16 protein-coding genes are annotated in these 14,092 nt (G+C 61.7%); all 16 read left to right on the top strand.

The window, feature by feature from the left end:
• Positions 1 to 2 precede the first annotated feature (2 nt).
• Complete coding sequence (gene flhB / locus ASH01S_RS00460) at positions 3 to 1,094, top strand: flagellar biosynthesis protein FlhB (protein ID WP_067921773.1); 1,092 nt, start codon at positions 3 to 5, stop codon at positions 1,092 to 1,094.
• Positions 1,091 to 3,127, top strand: coding sequence for a flagellar biosynthesis protein FlhA (gene flhA, locus ASH01S_RS00455; RefSeq protein WP_067921772.1), 2,037 nt, complete (start codon positions 1,091 to 1,093; stop codon positions 3,125 to 3,127). Before flhB ends, flhA begins: the two co-directional genes overlap by 4 nt.
• A complete protein-coding gene (locus ASH01S_RS00450) occupies positions 3,127 to 4,056 on the top strand; it encodes a flagellar biosynthesis protein FlhF (RefSeq protein ID WP_067921771.1) in 930 nt (309 codons plus the stop codon). Before flhA ends, ASH01S_RS00450 begins: the two co-directional genes overlap by 1 nt.
• The gene (locus ASH01S_RS00445) at positions 4,053 to 4,589 is read left to right on the top strand and encodes a hypothetical protein (protein WP_067921768.1); all 537 of its coding nucleotides are present in this window, start codon (positions 4,053 to 4,055) and stop codon (positions 4,587 to 4,589) included. Before ASH01S_RS00450 ends, ASH01S_RS00445 begins: the two co-directional genes overlap by 4 nt.
• A gap of 24 nt (positions 4,590 to 4,613) precedes the next feature.
• Positions 4,614 to 5,096, top strand: coding sequence for a chemotaxis protein CheW (locus ASH01S_RS00440; protein ID WP_067921765.1), 483 nt, complete (start codon positions 4,614 to 4,616; stop codon positions 5,094 to 5,096).
• A gap of 11 nt (positions 5,097 to 5,107) precedes the next feature.
• Entirely contained in the window at positions 5,108 to 5,716 is a 609-nt protein-coding gene (locus ASH01S_RS00435; protein WP_067921763.1) for a chemotaxis protein CheC, read from the top strand.
• Entirely contained in the window at positions 5,706 to 6,200 is a 495-nt protein-coding gene (locus tag ASH01S_RS00430; RefSeq protein ID WP_067921760.1) for a chemotaxis protein CheD, read from the top strand. Before ASH01S_RS00435 ends, ASH01S_RS00430 begins: the two co-directional genes overlap by 11 nt.
• A 22-nt stretch (positions 6,201 to 6,222) precedes the next feature.
• Positions 6,223 to 6,957, top strand: a complete 735-nt coding sequence (locus ASH01S_RS00425; protein WP_157066909.1) for a MalT transcriptional regulator family protein — start codon at positions 6,223 to 6,225, stop codon at positions 6,955 to 6,957.
• Positions 6,958 to 7,096: 139 nt separating this feature from the next.
• Positions 7,097 to 7,810 carry a 30S ribosomal protein S2 gene (rpsB, locus tag ASH01S_RS00420; RefSeq protein WP_067921749.1) on the top strand — a complete coding sequence of 238 codons (714 nt, stop codon included), beginning with the start codon at positions 7,097 to 7,099 and terminating at the stop codon, positions 7,808 to 7,810.
• Positions 7,811 to 7,931: 121 nt separating this feature from the next.
• Positions 7,932 to 8,585 carry a translation elongation factor Ts gene (gene tsf / locus ASH01S_RS00415; protein ID WP_067921746.1) on the top strand — a complete coding sequence of 218 codons (654 nt, stop codon included), beginning with the start codon at positions 7,932 to 7,934 and terminating at the stop codon, positions 8,583 to 8,585.
• A gap of 87 nt (positions 8,586 to 8,672) precedes the next feature.
• Positions 8,673 to 9,404 (top strand): UMP kinase, encoded by a 732-nt coding sequence (gene pyrH, locus ASH01S_RS00410; RefSeq protein ID WP_067921743.1) that lies wholly within the window; start codon positions 8,673 to 8,675, stop codon positions 9,402 to 9,404.
• 28 nt (positions 9,405 to 9,432) lie between these two features.
• On the top strand, positions 9,433 to 9,954 hold the full coding sequence (frr, locus tag ASH01S_RS00405) for a ribosome recycling factor (RefSeq protein WP_373278536.1): 522 nt from the start codon (positions 9,433 to 9,435) through the stop codon (positions 9,952 to 9,954).
• Between the two features lie 33 nt (positions 9,955 to 9,987).
• Positions 9,988 to 10,773, top strand: a complete 786-nt coding sequence (gene uppS, locus ASH01S_RS00400) for an undecaprenyl pyrophosphate synthase (protein ID WP_083516684.1) — start codon at positions 9,988 to 9,990, stop codon at positions 10,771 to 10,773.
• A gap of 8 nt (positions 10,774 to 10,781) precedes the next feature.
• Complete coding sequence (locus ASH01S_RS00395) at positions 10,782 to 11,570, top strand: phosphatidate cytidylyltransferase (protein WP_067921739.1); 789 nt, start codon at positions 10,782 to 10,784, stop codon at positions 11,568 to 11,570.
• Between the two features lie 74 nt (positions 11,571 to 11,644).
• Positions 11,645 to 12,808: a 1-deoxy-D-xylulose-5-phosphate reductoisomerase gene (locus ASH01S_RS00390; protein WP_067921737.1), complete on the top strand. Its 1,164-nt coding sequence runs from the start codon at positions 11,645 to 11,647 to the stop codon at positions 12,806 to 12,808.
• Positions 12,809 to 12,813: 5 nt separating this feature from the next.
• Positions 12,814 to 14,082 carry a M50 family metallopeptidase gene (locus ASH01S_RS00385; protein WP_245628870.1) on the top strand — a complete coding sequence of 423 codons (1,269 nt, stop codon included), beginning with the start codon at positions 12,814 to 12,816 and terminating at the stop codon, positions 14,080 to 14,082.
• Positions 14,083 to 14,092 lie beyond the last annotated feature (10 nt).

Genomic DNA, 14,092 nt, shown 5'->3' with positions numbered 1-14,092 from the left:
CGGTGCAGCGTCTCAACCTGCAGCGGTTCGCCGGCGAGAAGACGGAACGAGCCACGCCCGCCAAGCGGCGCAGACTGCGGCGGGAAGGGCGCGTCGTGCGTTCCCCGGAGTTGACGTCATCTCTGGTGCTGCTGGTCTCTCTCGCTGCCTTGCGGGTGTTCGGCCCAGACATCTGGAACCAGTGGGAAGGCTTGATGCGCTCCGATTTTACGCACGCCGCGGAGTTCAATGTGGCCGCACTGGATCCTAACCGGCTGTTTCGTGAAGGCGTATGGGTGTTTATGCGCATGCTGCTACCCTGGCTCGGTGTGGTCCTGGCTGTGGCTGGGGCAGCCGCCTTCGCCCAGGTGGGCCCAGGATTTTGGCCCAAGCGGCTCGTCCCGGACCTGCAGCGGATCAACCCCTTGGCCGGCTTCCAGCGACTGGTCAGCCTGCGCACCGCGCTGGAGGGAGTGAAATCCCTGCTCAAGCTCCTGGTGGTCGCCGTGGGCGCGTATGTCGGCGTCCGCAGAGTGCTCGCCGGACTCGCCGGCCTCAGCGGGGTCAATCCAGCCGCCCTACCCGCCCTGGTGGGCCACATGGTGTTCCAGATTGCGGTCATCATCGCCGGTTTGATGGTCGTCCTGGGCGGGCTGGATTACCTGTACCAACGGTTTGATTTTGAGCGGAGTATTCGCATGTCACTGCAGGAAATCAAGGATGAAATGAAGCGTGAAGAGGGCGATCCGCTCGTCAAATCGACGATTCGCAAGCGCGGGCGGGCGCTCGCGATGCGGCGCATGATGCAGGAGGTGCCGAAAGCGGACGTGGTTGTTACCAACCCAACTCACCTGGCGGTAGCCCTCCGCTACGACGCGAACGTGATGAAGGCACCCTGTGTGACAGCCAAAGGGGCGGAAGATGTGGCCAGGCGCATCCGCCAGTTGGCGCGCGAGCACGGTGTGCCGGTGGTGGAGCAGAAGCCGTTGGCCCAGGCGCTGTACCGGAACGTCGATGTCGGTGAGCCGATTCCGGAGGAGTTGTATCAGGCGGTTGCACAGGTTTTGGCCCACGTGTACCGCATGCGGGATGAAAGGATGGGGGTGCGGTCGTGAAAAAGCGGTCCGATGTCATCGTCATGGTCGCCGTGATTGGCATCGTTGCCATGATGGTGCTGCCCATCAACAAGACCCTGCTCGACGTGCTCCTCATCGTCAACCTGTTCGTCTCCGTGACGGTGCTGCTGGTGGCCATGAACACGCGGGAACCGCTGGAGTTTTCCGTGTTCCCGTCCCTGCTCTTGGTTACCACCTTGTACCGGTTAGCGCTGAACGTCTCTTCCACCCGGCTGATTCTGACCCAGCACGACGCGGGCGAAGTCATCCAGACCTTCGGCAGCTTCGTGGTCCGGGGTAATCTGGTGGTCGGCTTCATTATCTTCCTCATCCTGGCCATCATCCAGTTTATCGTCATCACTCGCGGGGCTGAACGGGTGGCGGAGGTTGCCGCCCGCTTCACGCTGGACGCTATGCCGGGGAAGCAGATTGCCATCGATGCTGATTTGAACGCTGGTCTCATCAGCGAAGAGGAGGCGCGCAAGCGGCGTCAGGCGATTGAACGGGAGGCCGACTTTTACGGTGCCATGGACGGCGCGTCCAAATTCGTCAGAGGCGATGCCATCGCATCCCTGTTGATTGTGGCCGTCAATGTGGTGGGCGGCTTCATCATCGGCATGATGATGAACCACATGGATTGGCAGCAGGCCGCCCAGACGTACACACTGCTTTCGGTCGGCGACGGGCTGGTCAGTCAAATCCCTGCCCTGTTGCTCTCGACCGCCACCGGTTTGATGGTGACGCGGGCGGCCTCGGAGGCCAATCTGGGCACGGACGTGCTCGGCCAGGTGTTTTCCACCCCGCGCACCTTGTACATTGCCGCCGGTGCCGTGTTTCTGTTGGGCTTGGTGACCCCCATCGGACTCATGCGGGCGTTGCCCGTGGCCCTGCTGGCCGCTTTTCTCGCCTGGCAGCGGCAGCAGCAGCTGTCACGCCAACAAGCCAAGCAGGCGGAAGAGCGCGTCCGCAGTCAGCATGAGCAGACCAAGAAACCGGAGAGCGTGTTGTCGCTCCTGACCGTGGAGCCGGTGGAGTTTGAATTCGGCTATGGGTTGATCCCGCTGGTAGACGCCAAGCAGGGGGGCGACCTACTGGAGCGTGTGGCTGCCATCCGCCGCCAGTTGGCGTTGGAGCTGGGGATTGTGATTCCCACGATTCGGCTGCGTGACAATGTACAGCTCAAGCCTTCCGAGTATGTGTTGAAGATACGTGGCCTCCAGGTGGCGGGCGCACAGTTGCAAATGGGTCATTGGCTAGCCATGAGCCCGGGGCCCGAAGACCCCAACGTTCAGGGCATTGCGACGACGGATCCCGCGTTCGGGATGCCCGCGCTGTGGGTCGACAAGGACATGAAAGCTCGGGCGGAGGCCGCCGGCTATACGGTGGTGGACCTGCCCACCGTCGTCGCGACACATCTGACCGAGGTGCTGCGCCGCCACGCCCACGAACTGTTGGGCCGGCAGGAGACCAAGGCCCTGTTGGATCATGTGCGGGAAACGGCACCGGCCCTGGTGGACGACCTGGTGCCGGGCGTCCTGTCGCTCGGCCAGGTGCAAAAGGTCCTGGTGAACCTGTTGCAGGAAAAGGTATCGATTCGAGACCTGGTGTCGATTTTGGAGACCTTGGCCGACGCGGCCAGTGTGAGCAAAGACCCCGATTATCTCACCGAGCGTGTGCGCCAGGCCCTGTCTCGGCAAATCTGTCACCAGTTCCGTGTACCCGGGCAGCCGCTGACGGTGATTACGTTTTCCCCGACCGTCGAGGAACGCCTGCAGCAGTCGCTGTTGATGCAGGAGGGCAGTGCGCAGATTGCTGTCGATCCGAACCTCGCGCAGCAAATCTATCGGCGTTTGCAGGAGGAGTCGAATCGACTGACGGCGCTGGGCAAGACGCCGATACTGCTGACGCACCCGCAGCTGCGGTTGCCGGTGCGGCGCTGGCTCGCCCGGTTTCTGCCGGATCTGACGGTGCTCTCTTACAGTGAACTCGATCCGGCCGTGGAGATTGAAAGTGGCGGGGTGGTGAATCTCTGATGGTCGTCAAGCGCTACGTTGTCAAGGACATGCCGGAGGCACTCCCGCAAATTCGCCGAGATCTCGGACAGGATGCCGTGATTCTGAGCAGTCGCCGCATTCATGAACGACGCTGGCTGGGGCTGGTTCGGAGTTCGCGCATCGAGGTGCTGGCTGCTGCCGGAGCCGACGTGCCGTTGTCACGGCCAGCGCCTGCACCGGTTCAGGGGCCTGCTGCGTGTCTCAAGCGCCACGGCGTGCGTGTGCCCGCTTTGCTGAAGCCCGGACTCGACTGGGCACAGATTGAACTGTTACTGCGCCAGCGGCTGGGTGGATTGGACGCAACTCCCCTTGGCAACTCCTCGAGGGTGGCGGTGTTTGTGGGCCCTACGGGCGTCGGCAAAACCACCACCATCGCCAAGCTGGCAGCGCTGCATGTCCTGGCCGGGCAGAGGGTGGCGCTGGTGACGACCGACCTGTTCCGCATCGCCGCCGTGGAGCAGCTGCGCACGTACGCGCAGATCATGAACACTCCGATGACGGTGGTGGAGGATGTGGCCGAGTTGCCGCAAGCGCTCTCTGCGCTCGCCGGGTACGACCACGTGCTCATTGACACGGCGGGCCACAACCTGCTCGCTCCGCGCCATGCGGAGCAGACGCGACGAGTGATTGAGCTGGCACGTCCGGACGAGACCTACCTAGTACTGGGGCTCACCGCCAAAGACGAAGACCTGTTCGAGGTCGTGGCATGCTTTCGCGATGTCGTCTTTGACAAATTTCTGTTCACGAAGCTGGATGAGACAAGGACGTACGGATCGGTCATCAACCTGGTTTGGGAGTGGCGGCGGCCGCCTTCTTACGCGACCATGGGGCAAAACGTCCCGGATGACATTGCTACCGTGTCGCTGGCCCAGTGGCTGCAACGGATGCAAAGGGAGGGTCCTGGATGATGGAGGACCAGGCGTCTCCCCTGCGCTCATTGATGAAAGCCCGGCAGAGCCAAGCGCCGGCGATGCCCGGGTCCATGCGCACCCTGATGTTCCTGCGCTCCCCCGGCGCCAGTCCCGAGTTTGCCCAGCAATTCGTGACGGCGGTGCGGCACCGGATGGGGGACGGGTCCCAGGGACAGGCCGCCGTGCGCGTCCCAGAGCCGATGGTCTCGGTGGGATCCTGGCCCGAGCAGCCTGCGGACGACATCATTGTGCATATGGACAGCGCCATGGGGCCCAAGCAAATTTTGGACTGGTTGTCCCATCTGTCTCGACACCCCGACGCCAAGCGGTTGTGGATGGTCGTGGAAGCGCCCGGAGGTCTGTGGCCGGCTCGCCAGGCGGCGGTGGGGCAACGGGTGCTGCTGGAACAACACGTCGGCCGGCCGGTGGAGGTGTTGGGGTACCTTGTGGGGGAGGCCGACACGTCCCTCTATCGGGCGGCCGTCCAGCAAGCGGCCTTCAATTATATCCGGAGGGTGGCGCACGGATAGCTACAAGGTGAGGAGGATGACAGGATGAGCGATTTCCAAGCGGTTGTGTTTCGACTCGGCGAGTATCAATTCGCGGCCGATGCCCGGCAGGTGGTCTCGATTGAACGGTGCGAGGCTGTACAGCCGGTGCCAGGGACGTTGCCTTCCATCAAGGGCGTGGTGAGTCGTGGTGACGAGATCCTGCCCGTGTTTGACCTGGCCGAGCAATTCGGCTACGCATCTGGCCGGGATGGGGACCAATTGGCGCAGTCGGAGACGAAACTGGTGGTTGTGAACACGGACGGATACAAAGTGGCGCTCGCGGTCGACGACGTGATCGACATCGTGCAACTGGATGACGGGCGAATGGTGGCTCCGCCGGATTTGGTTGGCGGCGTTGAGGCGCGCTATTTGTTGGGGGTTGTCGGCGGGCCAGAGAAACCGGTGGTTCTTATGAATCTGGAGCGAGTATTGAGTGATGTTCAGGTAGCTCAATTGAAGCAGGTTCAGGAGCGTGTGCGTGGGTGAGGCCCCTTCAGTTGTCAGCGGCACAGATTGATGTACTGCGCGAGATGGGCAACATCGGGGCGAGTCATGCGGCAACCGCGTTGTCGAAACTGCTCTCCAGCACCATCAACATGAAGATGCCCTCGGCCGCGGTGCTGCCGCTGGCGGAGATCGCCGAGGCCATGGGCTGCCCGGACAAATTGATGGCGGGCGCCTACATTCGCATTGACGGAGATTTTGCAGGCAACTTTCTCTTCTTCATGGACCTGGAGAGCGCGGGCCGCCTGCTCGACACGTTGGTTGCCGTGTCTACGGCCGACAAGGATGAGTGGGATGAGTTGGAACTGTCCACCTTCGGCGAGGTGGCGAACATCCTCTGTGCGTCGTACATGACGGCGGTGACGAATTTGACGCACCTGAACGTGCATACCTCTGTCCCGGCCATCGCGGTGGACATGATGGGGGCCATGTTGGATATCGCCTTGCTCGACAGTGCGGCTGAGGCCACGGAGGCGTTGCTATTGCAAACCGAAATTCAGCGCGGGACAGAGGATCTGGACGCTCATCTGGTGCTTTTGCCCGACCCGGGCGCGATGGCGGTCCTGCTGCGAGCGGTGGGGTGTTGGGACAGTGGCGAGTGAGGACAGTTCAGTCCGACGCATCGGCATCGGGGAAGGCGCAGTCATCCAGAGGCCGGGTCGGCTGTTGACGGTCGGGCTGGGGTCCTGCATCGGGGTCGTGATTTACGATCCGTACGCCGACGTCGCCGGCATGGTGCACGTGATGCTGCCGGCGGCGCGGGACGCGGAGGTGGCCGCACCGCCGCAAAAGTACGCGGATCTGGGCACGTTGTGGCTGGTTGATGCCGTCATCGCCGCGGGCGGCCGACCGGCGCAGCTGCAGGCCAAGTTAGCCGGAGGAGCGCACATGTTCACAGGCCGCCTGGCCTCGCCGGCGCTGCGCATCGGGGAGCGAAATCTGGAGTCGGTTGTGGCCGCGCTCGCCCGCGTCCGCGTGCCGGTGGTGGCCAAGGACGTCGGGGGCCGGGTGGGGAGAACGATTGAGTTCGACACTGCGACCCATCAGTTGTGGGTTCGCACGGCCCGTCAGACCTACGCGATATGAGACGAGCGGGGGTGTGGAAGGCATGGTGGAATCCTTGCTCTGGGACGTGGTCTTGCTCGTATTATTGGCTGGCTTGGGGTGGTACTACATGCGTCTGCAGAAACGGCTAAAGAAGGGCTCATCCTTGTCCGTTCCGCAAGCGTTGTTGGGGGCGGGGATGTGGCCCGGCTCCCGGCGCCAGCACGTAGCTCAGGCCACGCAGCCGGACGGCGCCGGGGCGGCTGGCGCGGGTGCGTCGCCAGACCGTCATTCGTCCGCTACAAACCCCATCACGCGCTGGGATCAGGAGGCAATCGAGAAAATTCTGAGCGGTATCTATGAGGATGTGGCGGCCGAACTGGCCCGACTGCGTGAACACCTGGAGGCGCAGATTGAACAGCTGCGCGCCGAAGTGAAAGCTGTGCAGCAGAGTCGCCTGGTCGCGGGGCCGTCGGCTGCTGGCGACGCCTTGGCCGCGACGACAGCCAGCATGATGGCAGAAGCCGGAGCCAGGACAACGGACGCGACCGATGCCCAAACGTCCGATGAGGGGGCTGCGCCGGGGGCGATCATGTGCGACGAACCCACGGCCTACCGTGCCCTCGAATTGCTGTACGCGGGTTGCTCCGACGAAGAGGCGGCTCGCCGCCTGGGAGTTGGGACGTCCGTCATCGCCAGCGTGCGGCGACTTTTGCTCGCGCCGGCAGGAGCCGGAAGCGACGGGCAGGCGAGCCGGCGAGGCCAGGCGCCCGGATTGCCAGCGGACGGGAATTTGTGATATATTCCTGTACAGTGTGACGGCCCGCCTGCGGGTGGAGTACACACGTCTGTGGACCTAGAGCCGGTGCCGCGCAAATTGCGGTTGGTTCTGGGGTGGAAGCGGACGGAGGATCAACCAAATAGGAGGTTTGTCGAGCGTGGCTATCATTTCGATGAAGCAGCTGCTGGAGGCTGGTGTCCACTTCGGTCACCAGACGCGTCGGTGGAACCCGAAAATGGCGAAATACATCTTCACCGAACGCAATGGGATTTACATCATCGACCTGCAGAAGACGGTTCGTAAGGTGGAGGAAGCGTACCACTTCGTGCGCGATCTCTCGGCGCAGGGCCACAAGATCTTGTTTGTGGGGACCAAGAAACAGGCCCAAGAGGCGGTTCGCGAAGAGGCGGAGCGCTGCGGGATGTATTACGTTAACCACCGGTGGCTGGGGGGTACGCTGACCAATTTCAAGACGATTCAGAAGCGGATTGCGCGCCTCTTGGAGATTGAACGGATGGAGGCGGAGGGGACTTTCGAACTTCTGCCGAAAAAGGAAGTCATCCTGCTGCGCAAGGAGCAGGAGCGATTGGAGAAGTTTCTGGGCGGCATCAAGGGGATGACGGAGCTCCCGGCGGCCATGTTCGTGATTGACCCGCGCAAGGAGCGCATCGCGGTGTCGGAAGGTCGTAAGCTCGGGATTCCGATTGTGGCCATCGTGGATACCAATTGCGACCCGGATGAGATTGACTATGTGATTCCGGGCAACGACGATGCCATCCGGGCGGTTCGCCTGTTGACTTCGAAGATGGCGGACGCTGTGTTAGAGGGGGCGCCCCAGGAGCCCGAAGAGGAAGAAATCACGACTGCTTAATCATAAACGACAGGATTTGGAGGCGATGGGGTGACGGGAGCTTCTGCCTCGTCACCCCATCGGTGTGTCAACCCTTTTCGCCCAGTGGTATGTTCGCATGAGAAGTCAAGGAGGGGCTGTCATGGCGACTGTAACCAGCCAGATGGTGAAAGAACTGCGGGAACGGACCGGCGCCGGGATGATGGACTGTAAACGGGCGCTGACCGAAGCGGACGGGAATATGGAGCGCGCGATTGAGATTCTGCGTGAGAAGGGGCTCGCCTCGGCGGCCAAAAAGGCGGGGCGCGTCGCCGCGGAAGGGCTCGTGGAATCCTACATACACGGCGGCGGGCGCATCGGTGTCTTGGTCGAGGTCAACTGCGAGACCGATTTCGTGGCCAAGAACGACGATTTCCGCGCCCTGGTACGCGACATCGCCATGCACATTGCGGCCAGCAATCCACAGTATGTCCGGCGGGAAGAGGTGCCCCAGCAGGTGTTGGACAAGGAGCGCGAGATTGTTCGTGCCCAGACCTTGAACGAAGGCAAGCCGGAACACATCGTGGACCGGATTGTGGAAGGCCGAATCGATAAGTATCTCAAGGAGATTTGCTTGCTGGAGCAGCCGTTTGTCAGGGACCCGGAGAAAACCGTCGAGCAGTTGGTGAAGGAGAAGATCGCCCAGATCGGTGAGAACATCTCGATTCGTCGCTTTGCCCGGTACGTAGTCGGGGAAGGCATTCAGAAAGAAGAAAAAGACTTCGTTCAGGAAGTCATGGAACAGGTCCGCAGATGAGCGGAACAGGGAACACCGCGAGTGTTCCCTTTGCATATGGGTAGTCGGGACGGCGTTGGCGGTGTGGGATGGAACGGGGGTAGACAGATGGCGACGCCGAAATACAGGCGCATCGTGTTAAAGTTGAGTGGTGAGGCACTGGCTGGCGATCTGGGGATGGGGATTGATCCCAATGTGATTCAGCGGATCGCTGACCAAATCCGCGAAGTGGTGCAACTGGGTGTACAGGTCGCGGTGGTGGTCGGAGGTGGGAATATCTGGAGAGGCGTCTCCGGCAGTCAACAGGGGATGGACCGGGCGACCGCCGATTACATGGGCATGCTGGCCACTGTCTTAAACGCGTTGGCGCTTCAGGATGCGCTTGAGAAATTGGGTGTGGACACACGGGTACAGACATCCGTGGAAATGCGCCAGGTCGCGGAGCCCTACATCCGTCGACGGGCCATCCGCCACCTGGAGAAAGGACGTGTCGTGATTTTGGCCGGGGGTACAGGCAATCCGTACTTCTCGACCGACACCGCAGCCGCCCTCAGAGCTGCTGAAATCGAGGCGGAAGTCATCTTGATGGCGAAAAACGGTGTGGATGGCGTGTACAGTGCCGATCCGCGCTTGAACCCTGACGCAATTAAATACGATGAGCTCGAGTTCTTCGAGGTGTTGCGCCAAGGGCTGGGTGTCATGGACTCGACTGCCACGTCGCTGTGCATGGATAATGACATTCCCCTGTTGGTGTTTGCGCTCGGGGAATCGGGCAACATCCGCCGGGCTGTGCTCGGAGAGTCCATAGGTACCATCATAAGGGGGAAGACGCGTGCTTGAAGACATTGTCAAGTCGGCCCAAGACCGGATGCAGAAGGCGATTGAAGCGTTGAAACGGGACTTGGCCACGGTGCGTGCCGGACGCGCTACGCCCGCCATGCTGGACAAGGTGATGGTGGAGTATTACGGTGCACAAATGCCCGTGAATCAGGTATCTACCGTTTCGGTTCCAGAGCCGCGGCAACTGTTGATCACGCCGTGGGAGAAGGGTATGCTGTCGGAAATTGAAAAAGCGATTCAGAAATCGGACCTCGGGCTCAATCCTATGAATGACGGATCTGTCATTCGTCTTGTGATCCCGCCTTTGACCGATGAGCGCCGTCAGGAGTTGATCAAGGTCGTGCGCAGGATGGCGGAAGAGGCTCGTGTCGCCATCCGGAATGTACGCCGAGATGCCAACGATGATCTCAAGCGCACCGAAAAAGCGGGAGAGGTCTCGGAGGACCAGGTGCGACGCGGAATGGACCGGATTCAGCAGCTGACCGACAGATTTGTCGTCGAGGTTGACAAGATGCTGGAGGTCAAGGAACGCGAGTTGAAGGAAATCTGAGGCTTGGCAGGTACTCGGGAGAACGGCTGGAGGATGAAAGGGGACGCGGGGTTCGGCGTGATTGGACGATGGTTCCGCGGGGCGAGGCGGGGGCAGGAGGATTTGCCCGTCCCGACGCAAAATCTGCCGCGGCACGTCGCCATCATCATGGACGGCAATGGCCGGTGGGCACGGCGGCGCGGGCTGCCGCGAGCAGCTGGCCATCACGCTGGGATGTTGGCGATGCGGGAGGTCATTCGCGCCTGTGACGATGCGGGAATTCAATGTTTGACTTTGTACGCGTTCTCAACGGAAAATTGGAAGCGGCCCGAGAGCGAAGTTGAGTACCTGATGCGCCTGCCGGAGGAATTTTTTCGCACGGAGATCGATGAGCTGGTGGAGCGCGGAGTGCGCGTGCGGTTCATCGGCGACGTGGAGAAGCTTCCTCCCTATACCCGGGACACGGTGGACCGCACGCTCTCGCGCACCCAGCAGGGAGCGGGTATGATTGTGACCTTTGCTCTGAACTACGGAGGCCGCGCGGATGTTCTGGGGGCAGTACGGAGGGTGGCGGAAGAAATCGTGCAGGGACGCATGCGAATGGACGAGTTGACTGAACAGTCGTTCGGTCAGCGCCTGGATACCGCTGGCCTGCCCGATCCCGATCTCATCATCCGTACCAGCGGTGAGCAACGGTTGAGCAATTTTCTCATCTGGCAGGCGGCGTACGCAGAGTTTTGGTTTACGGATGTGCTGTGGCCGGACTTTGGACGCCGAGAGCTGTTTGCTGCCCTGACCGATTATGGCCGACGCAAACGCCGCTTCGGCGGGCTGAAGTAGGTGACCAAATGTTGAAGCAACGGGTCGTGACGGCAGCGGTCGGAATCATCATCGTGATCGCGCTTATCGCCTGGGGATACATACCTTGGCGGGTCACGGTCTGGCTGGCTACACTGCTCTGCGCGGCAGAGTTTACCATGATGCTGGGGGAGCGCTGGTACCGTCCGCTGGCTGTTTTCAACTACGCGGTGGTCAGCCTGATTGAATGGTGGTCCGGTTGGCACACGCTGTGGGTGCTGCAAATCATGGTGGCCGTCACCCTGCTGTTGCCGGTCCTGACGCGCAATCGAGTCACGCTTGCCCAGGCGGCCAGTTCGTGGGTCGGCGCCCTGTACATAGGTTACGGTGGCCAGAGTCTGGCGGCCCTTCGTGGTTTGGCGGATGGGTGGTTATGGCTCTGGCTGTTGTTGATTGGAATTTGGATGACAGATACTTGTGCCTACGTGATTGGCCGGCGCGTAGGCGGCCCCAAGTTGTGGCCTGCCATCAGTCCGGCCAAAACGGTGAGCGGCGCCGTCGCAGGCGTGATAGGGGCTATCGTCGGTGTCCTCGTCTTTGCTTGGCTGGTACATCCGACTCAGCATATGTGGGCGTATGTTATCTTGGGCGCGGCGATCTCTGTCGCCGGCCAATTAGGGGATCTCATCGAGTCCGCGTACAAGCGGACGGCTGGTGTCAAGGACTCGGGACGGCTGCTGCCTGGGCACGGTGGGCTGTTGGACAGGGTGGACAGCCTGATCTTCGCGGCTCCGTTTGCACTGCTGTTGGTCTCCCGGCTGCCGCATTGGTTTCACTGATTGGACAGGGGATCCGTCCGCGGAACCCACTCTGGCTACGAAACGGACGGTGAACACGAGAGGGGGCTTGCCCAGTGGGCACGACGGTAACCGTCTTGGGATCTACCGGGGTTATTGGCCGCTTGACGTTGGAGGTCCTGGCTGCTCTCGGCGAAGAGTATCAGGTGCGAGCCCTCGCGGCCGGGCGCAACGCGGAATTGTTGGCTGAGCAGGTGCGCCAATGGCGGCCTGAAGTGGTGGCTGTGGCCGACGATGACGTCGGTCGGGAACTGCTCGGCCGGCTGGCGGGGTGGGCGCCGCAACCGAGTGTGGTGGTGGGGGATGCAGGACTCCGTGAAGCGGCCGAGGTGGAGACTGACATCGCCGTGTCGGCCATCGTGGGCGCCAAGGGGCTTGTGCCCACGTGGAGTGCACTGGGACGTGGGGCTCGCGTGGCGTTGGCCAATAAGGAGACCCTGGTCGCTGCGGGCGATTTGGTCATGCCGTACGCGGCCGCAAACGGAGCTGTTGTGGTGCCGGTGGACAGCGAGCACGCGGCAGTTCATCAATGCCTGCGCGCCGGGCGAGGAGCCGAATTGAGCGCCATTTGGCTGACAGCTTCTGGTGGACCCTTCCGAACCTGGACCGTGGAGCAGCTCCAGACAGTGCGGGTGGAGCAGGCTCTGGCCCACCCCAATTGGTCGATGGGGCAGAAAATTACGATTGACTCCGCGACACTGATGAACAAGGGGCTCGAAGTGATTGAGGCGCATCATTTATTCGCGGTGTCGTATGATAAGATTAAGGTGGTTGTACACCCTCAAAGCATCGTGCATTCCCTGGTTGAATTTCGTGACGGCTCCATCGTGGCCCAGATGGGCCCGCCGGACATGCGCATGCCCATTCAATATGCGGTGACCTACCCGCAGCGAATCCCGTCTGCATGGCCGCGGTTGAACCTGGCCGGGTGCGGGCCGTTATCGTTTGAAGAGCCGGATTGGCATCGGTTCCCGAGTCTGCGTTTGGCCTACCAGGCCGGTCGCGCGGGTGGTTTGGCCCCGTGTATCCTGAACGCAGCGAATGAGATTGCGGTGGCCGCTTTCCTGTCCGGGCGCATCCCGTTTGTGGCGATCCCGGAGTTGGTGGAGCGGGTGTTGGAAAGCGAGCAGCCAGGTGCGGCATCCTGTCTCGAGGAGGTGTTGGAGGCGGATGCCCGTGCGCGGGCCAAGGCGAGCGCGCTGGTCGAGAGGAGTGGGTGACCCTGTTGAGCGCTGCGATGCTGATGACGGTTCTCAAGTCGGCCATCGCGATTGTGGTTGTATTCCTGGTGTGCATCGTGCTGCATGAATTTGGCCATTTCATCGTCGCGAAGCGGTGCGGGGTGGCGGTACCCCAATTCGCTGTGGGGTTTGGCACGAAGCTGTTCAAGTGGAATTGGGGCGACACGGAGTTCTCGATTCGTCTGTGGCCGCTTGGAGGCCTGGTGCAGCTGGCGGGTGAGGTGCCGCAGGATGCTCTCTTTCGGAAGGGAGAAGAGATTGCCTTTCGCCTAGATGAGAAAGGACGGATTGCGCAGCTGGGTAGTCCGCGCGACATGCGCGGCGGCCAAGTCGGGGTGCTGCGGGCGCTCGACCTTGTCGATCGGCTGCAGATGACGATTGAGGCAGACGGGGCGGTGCGTACCTACCAGGTGCGTCCCTATGCGCAACTTCAGACGAGCCCTCGCAACGCCATCCCGTTGGTGGAGAAACACGAGCAGGTCCTTGGCAAACCCTTGTGGCAACGAGCCGCCATCATCTTGGCGGGACCGGTGATGAACTTTGTGTTGGCGGGTGTTCTGTTCGCAGCGTATTACACGCACACCGGGCTTCCGGTGAATCAACCGACCTTGGGCGCCGTGGTCGCCGGATCGCCGGCTTGGAGTGCGGGCCTTCGCGAAGGGGACACGGTCATATCCATCGACGGCAAAAGAGTGAACACCTGGGTGGATATGGTCGAAGAGATCCGATCCGACAAGGGGAACCCTCCGCAACCCATTCGCATGGACATTGAGCGCAAAGGGGCGGAGTATACCGTGGTGGTCCACCCGCGGCTGTCCAGCGCGGGGATTCCTCAGATTGGCGTGAATAACCCAGTCACCCATAACCCTGTGCAAACGGTGGCGAGCGGCTTCTCCGCTGTCTATTTCGGTTCCGTGAACATGCTGGCGGCTCTGGGCGACGTGTTCGTCCACCACCAGTTTCAAGACCTGGCGGGACCTGTGGGAATAGCGGACGTCATCAGCCAGCAGGCGCAAACCGGCTTCTGGCAGGTGGTCATGATAGCGGGTCTGCTCAGCTTGAACCTGGGCCTGTTCAACTTGCTGCCGATTCCGGCACTGGATGGCGGCCGACTGTTGTTCATGCTGGTGGAAGCGGTGCGCGGGCGTGCCATCGACCCCAATAAAGAGGGGCTCGTGCATTTGGTTGGGTTTGCACTGCTGATGTTGTTCGCGGTGGTCATCACCTACCGAGATGTCACGAGGCTGTTCTAAAGGGATGAAT

It is taken from the genome of Alicyclobacillus shizuokensis NBRC 103103 (genome assembly GCF_001552255.1).
Lineage (GTDB): Bacteria > Bacillota > Bacilli > Alicyclobacillales > Alicyclobacillaceae > Alicyclobacillus_G > Alicyclobacillus_G shizuokensis.
Note: the sequence above shows the minus strand (reverse complement) of the source record. Positions and strands in the feature narration are given on the sequence as shown.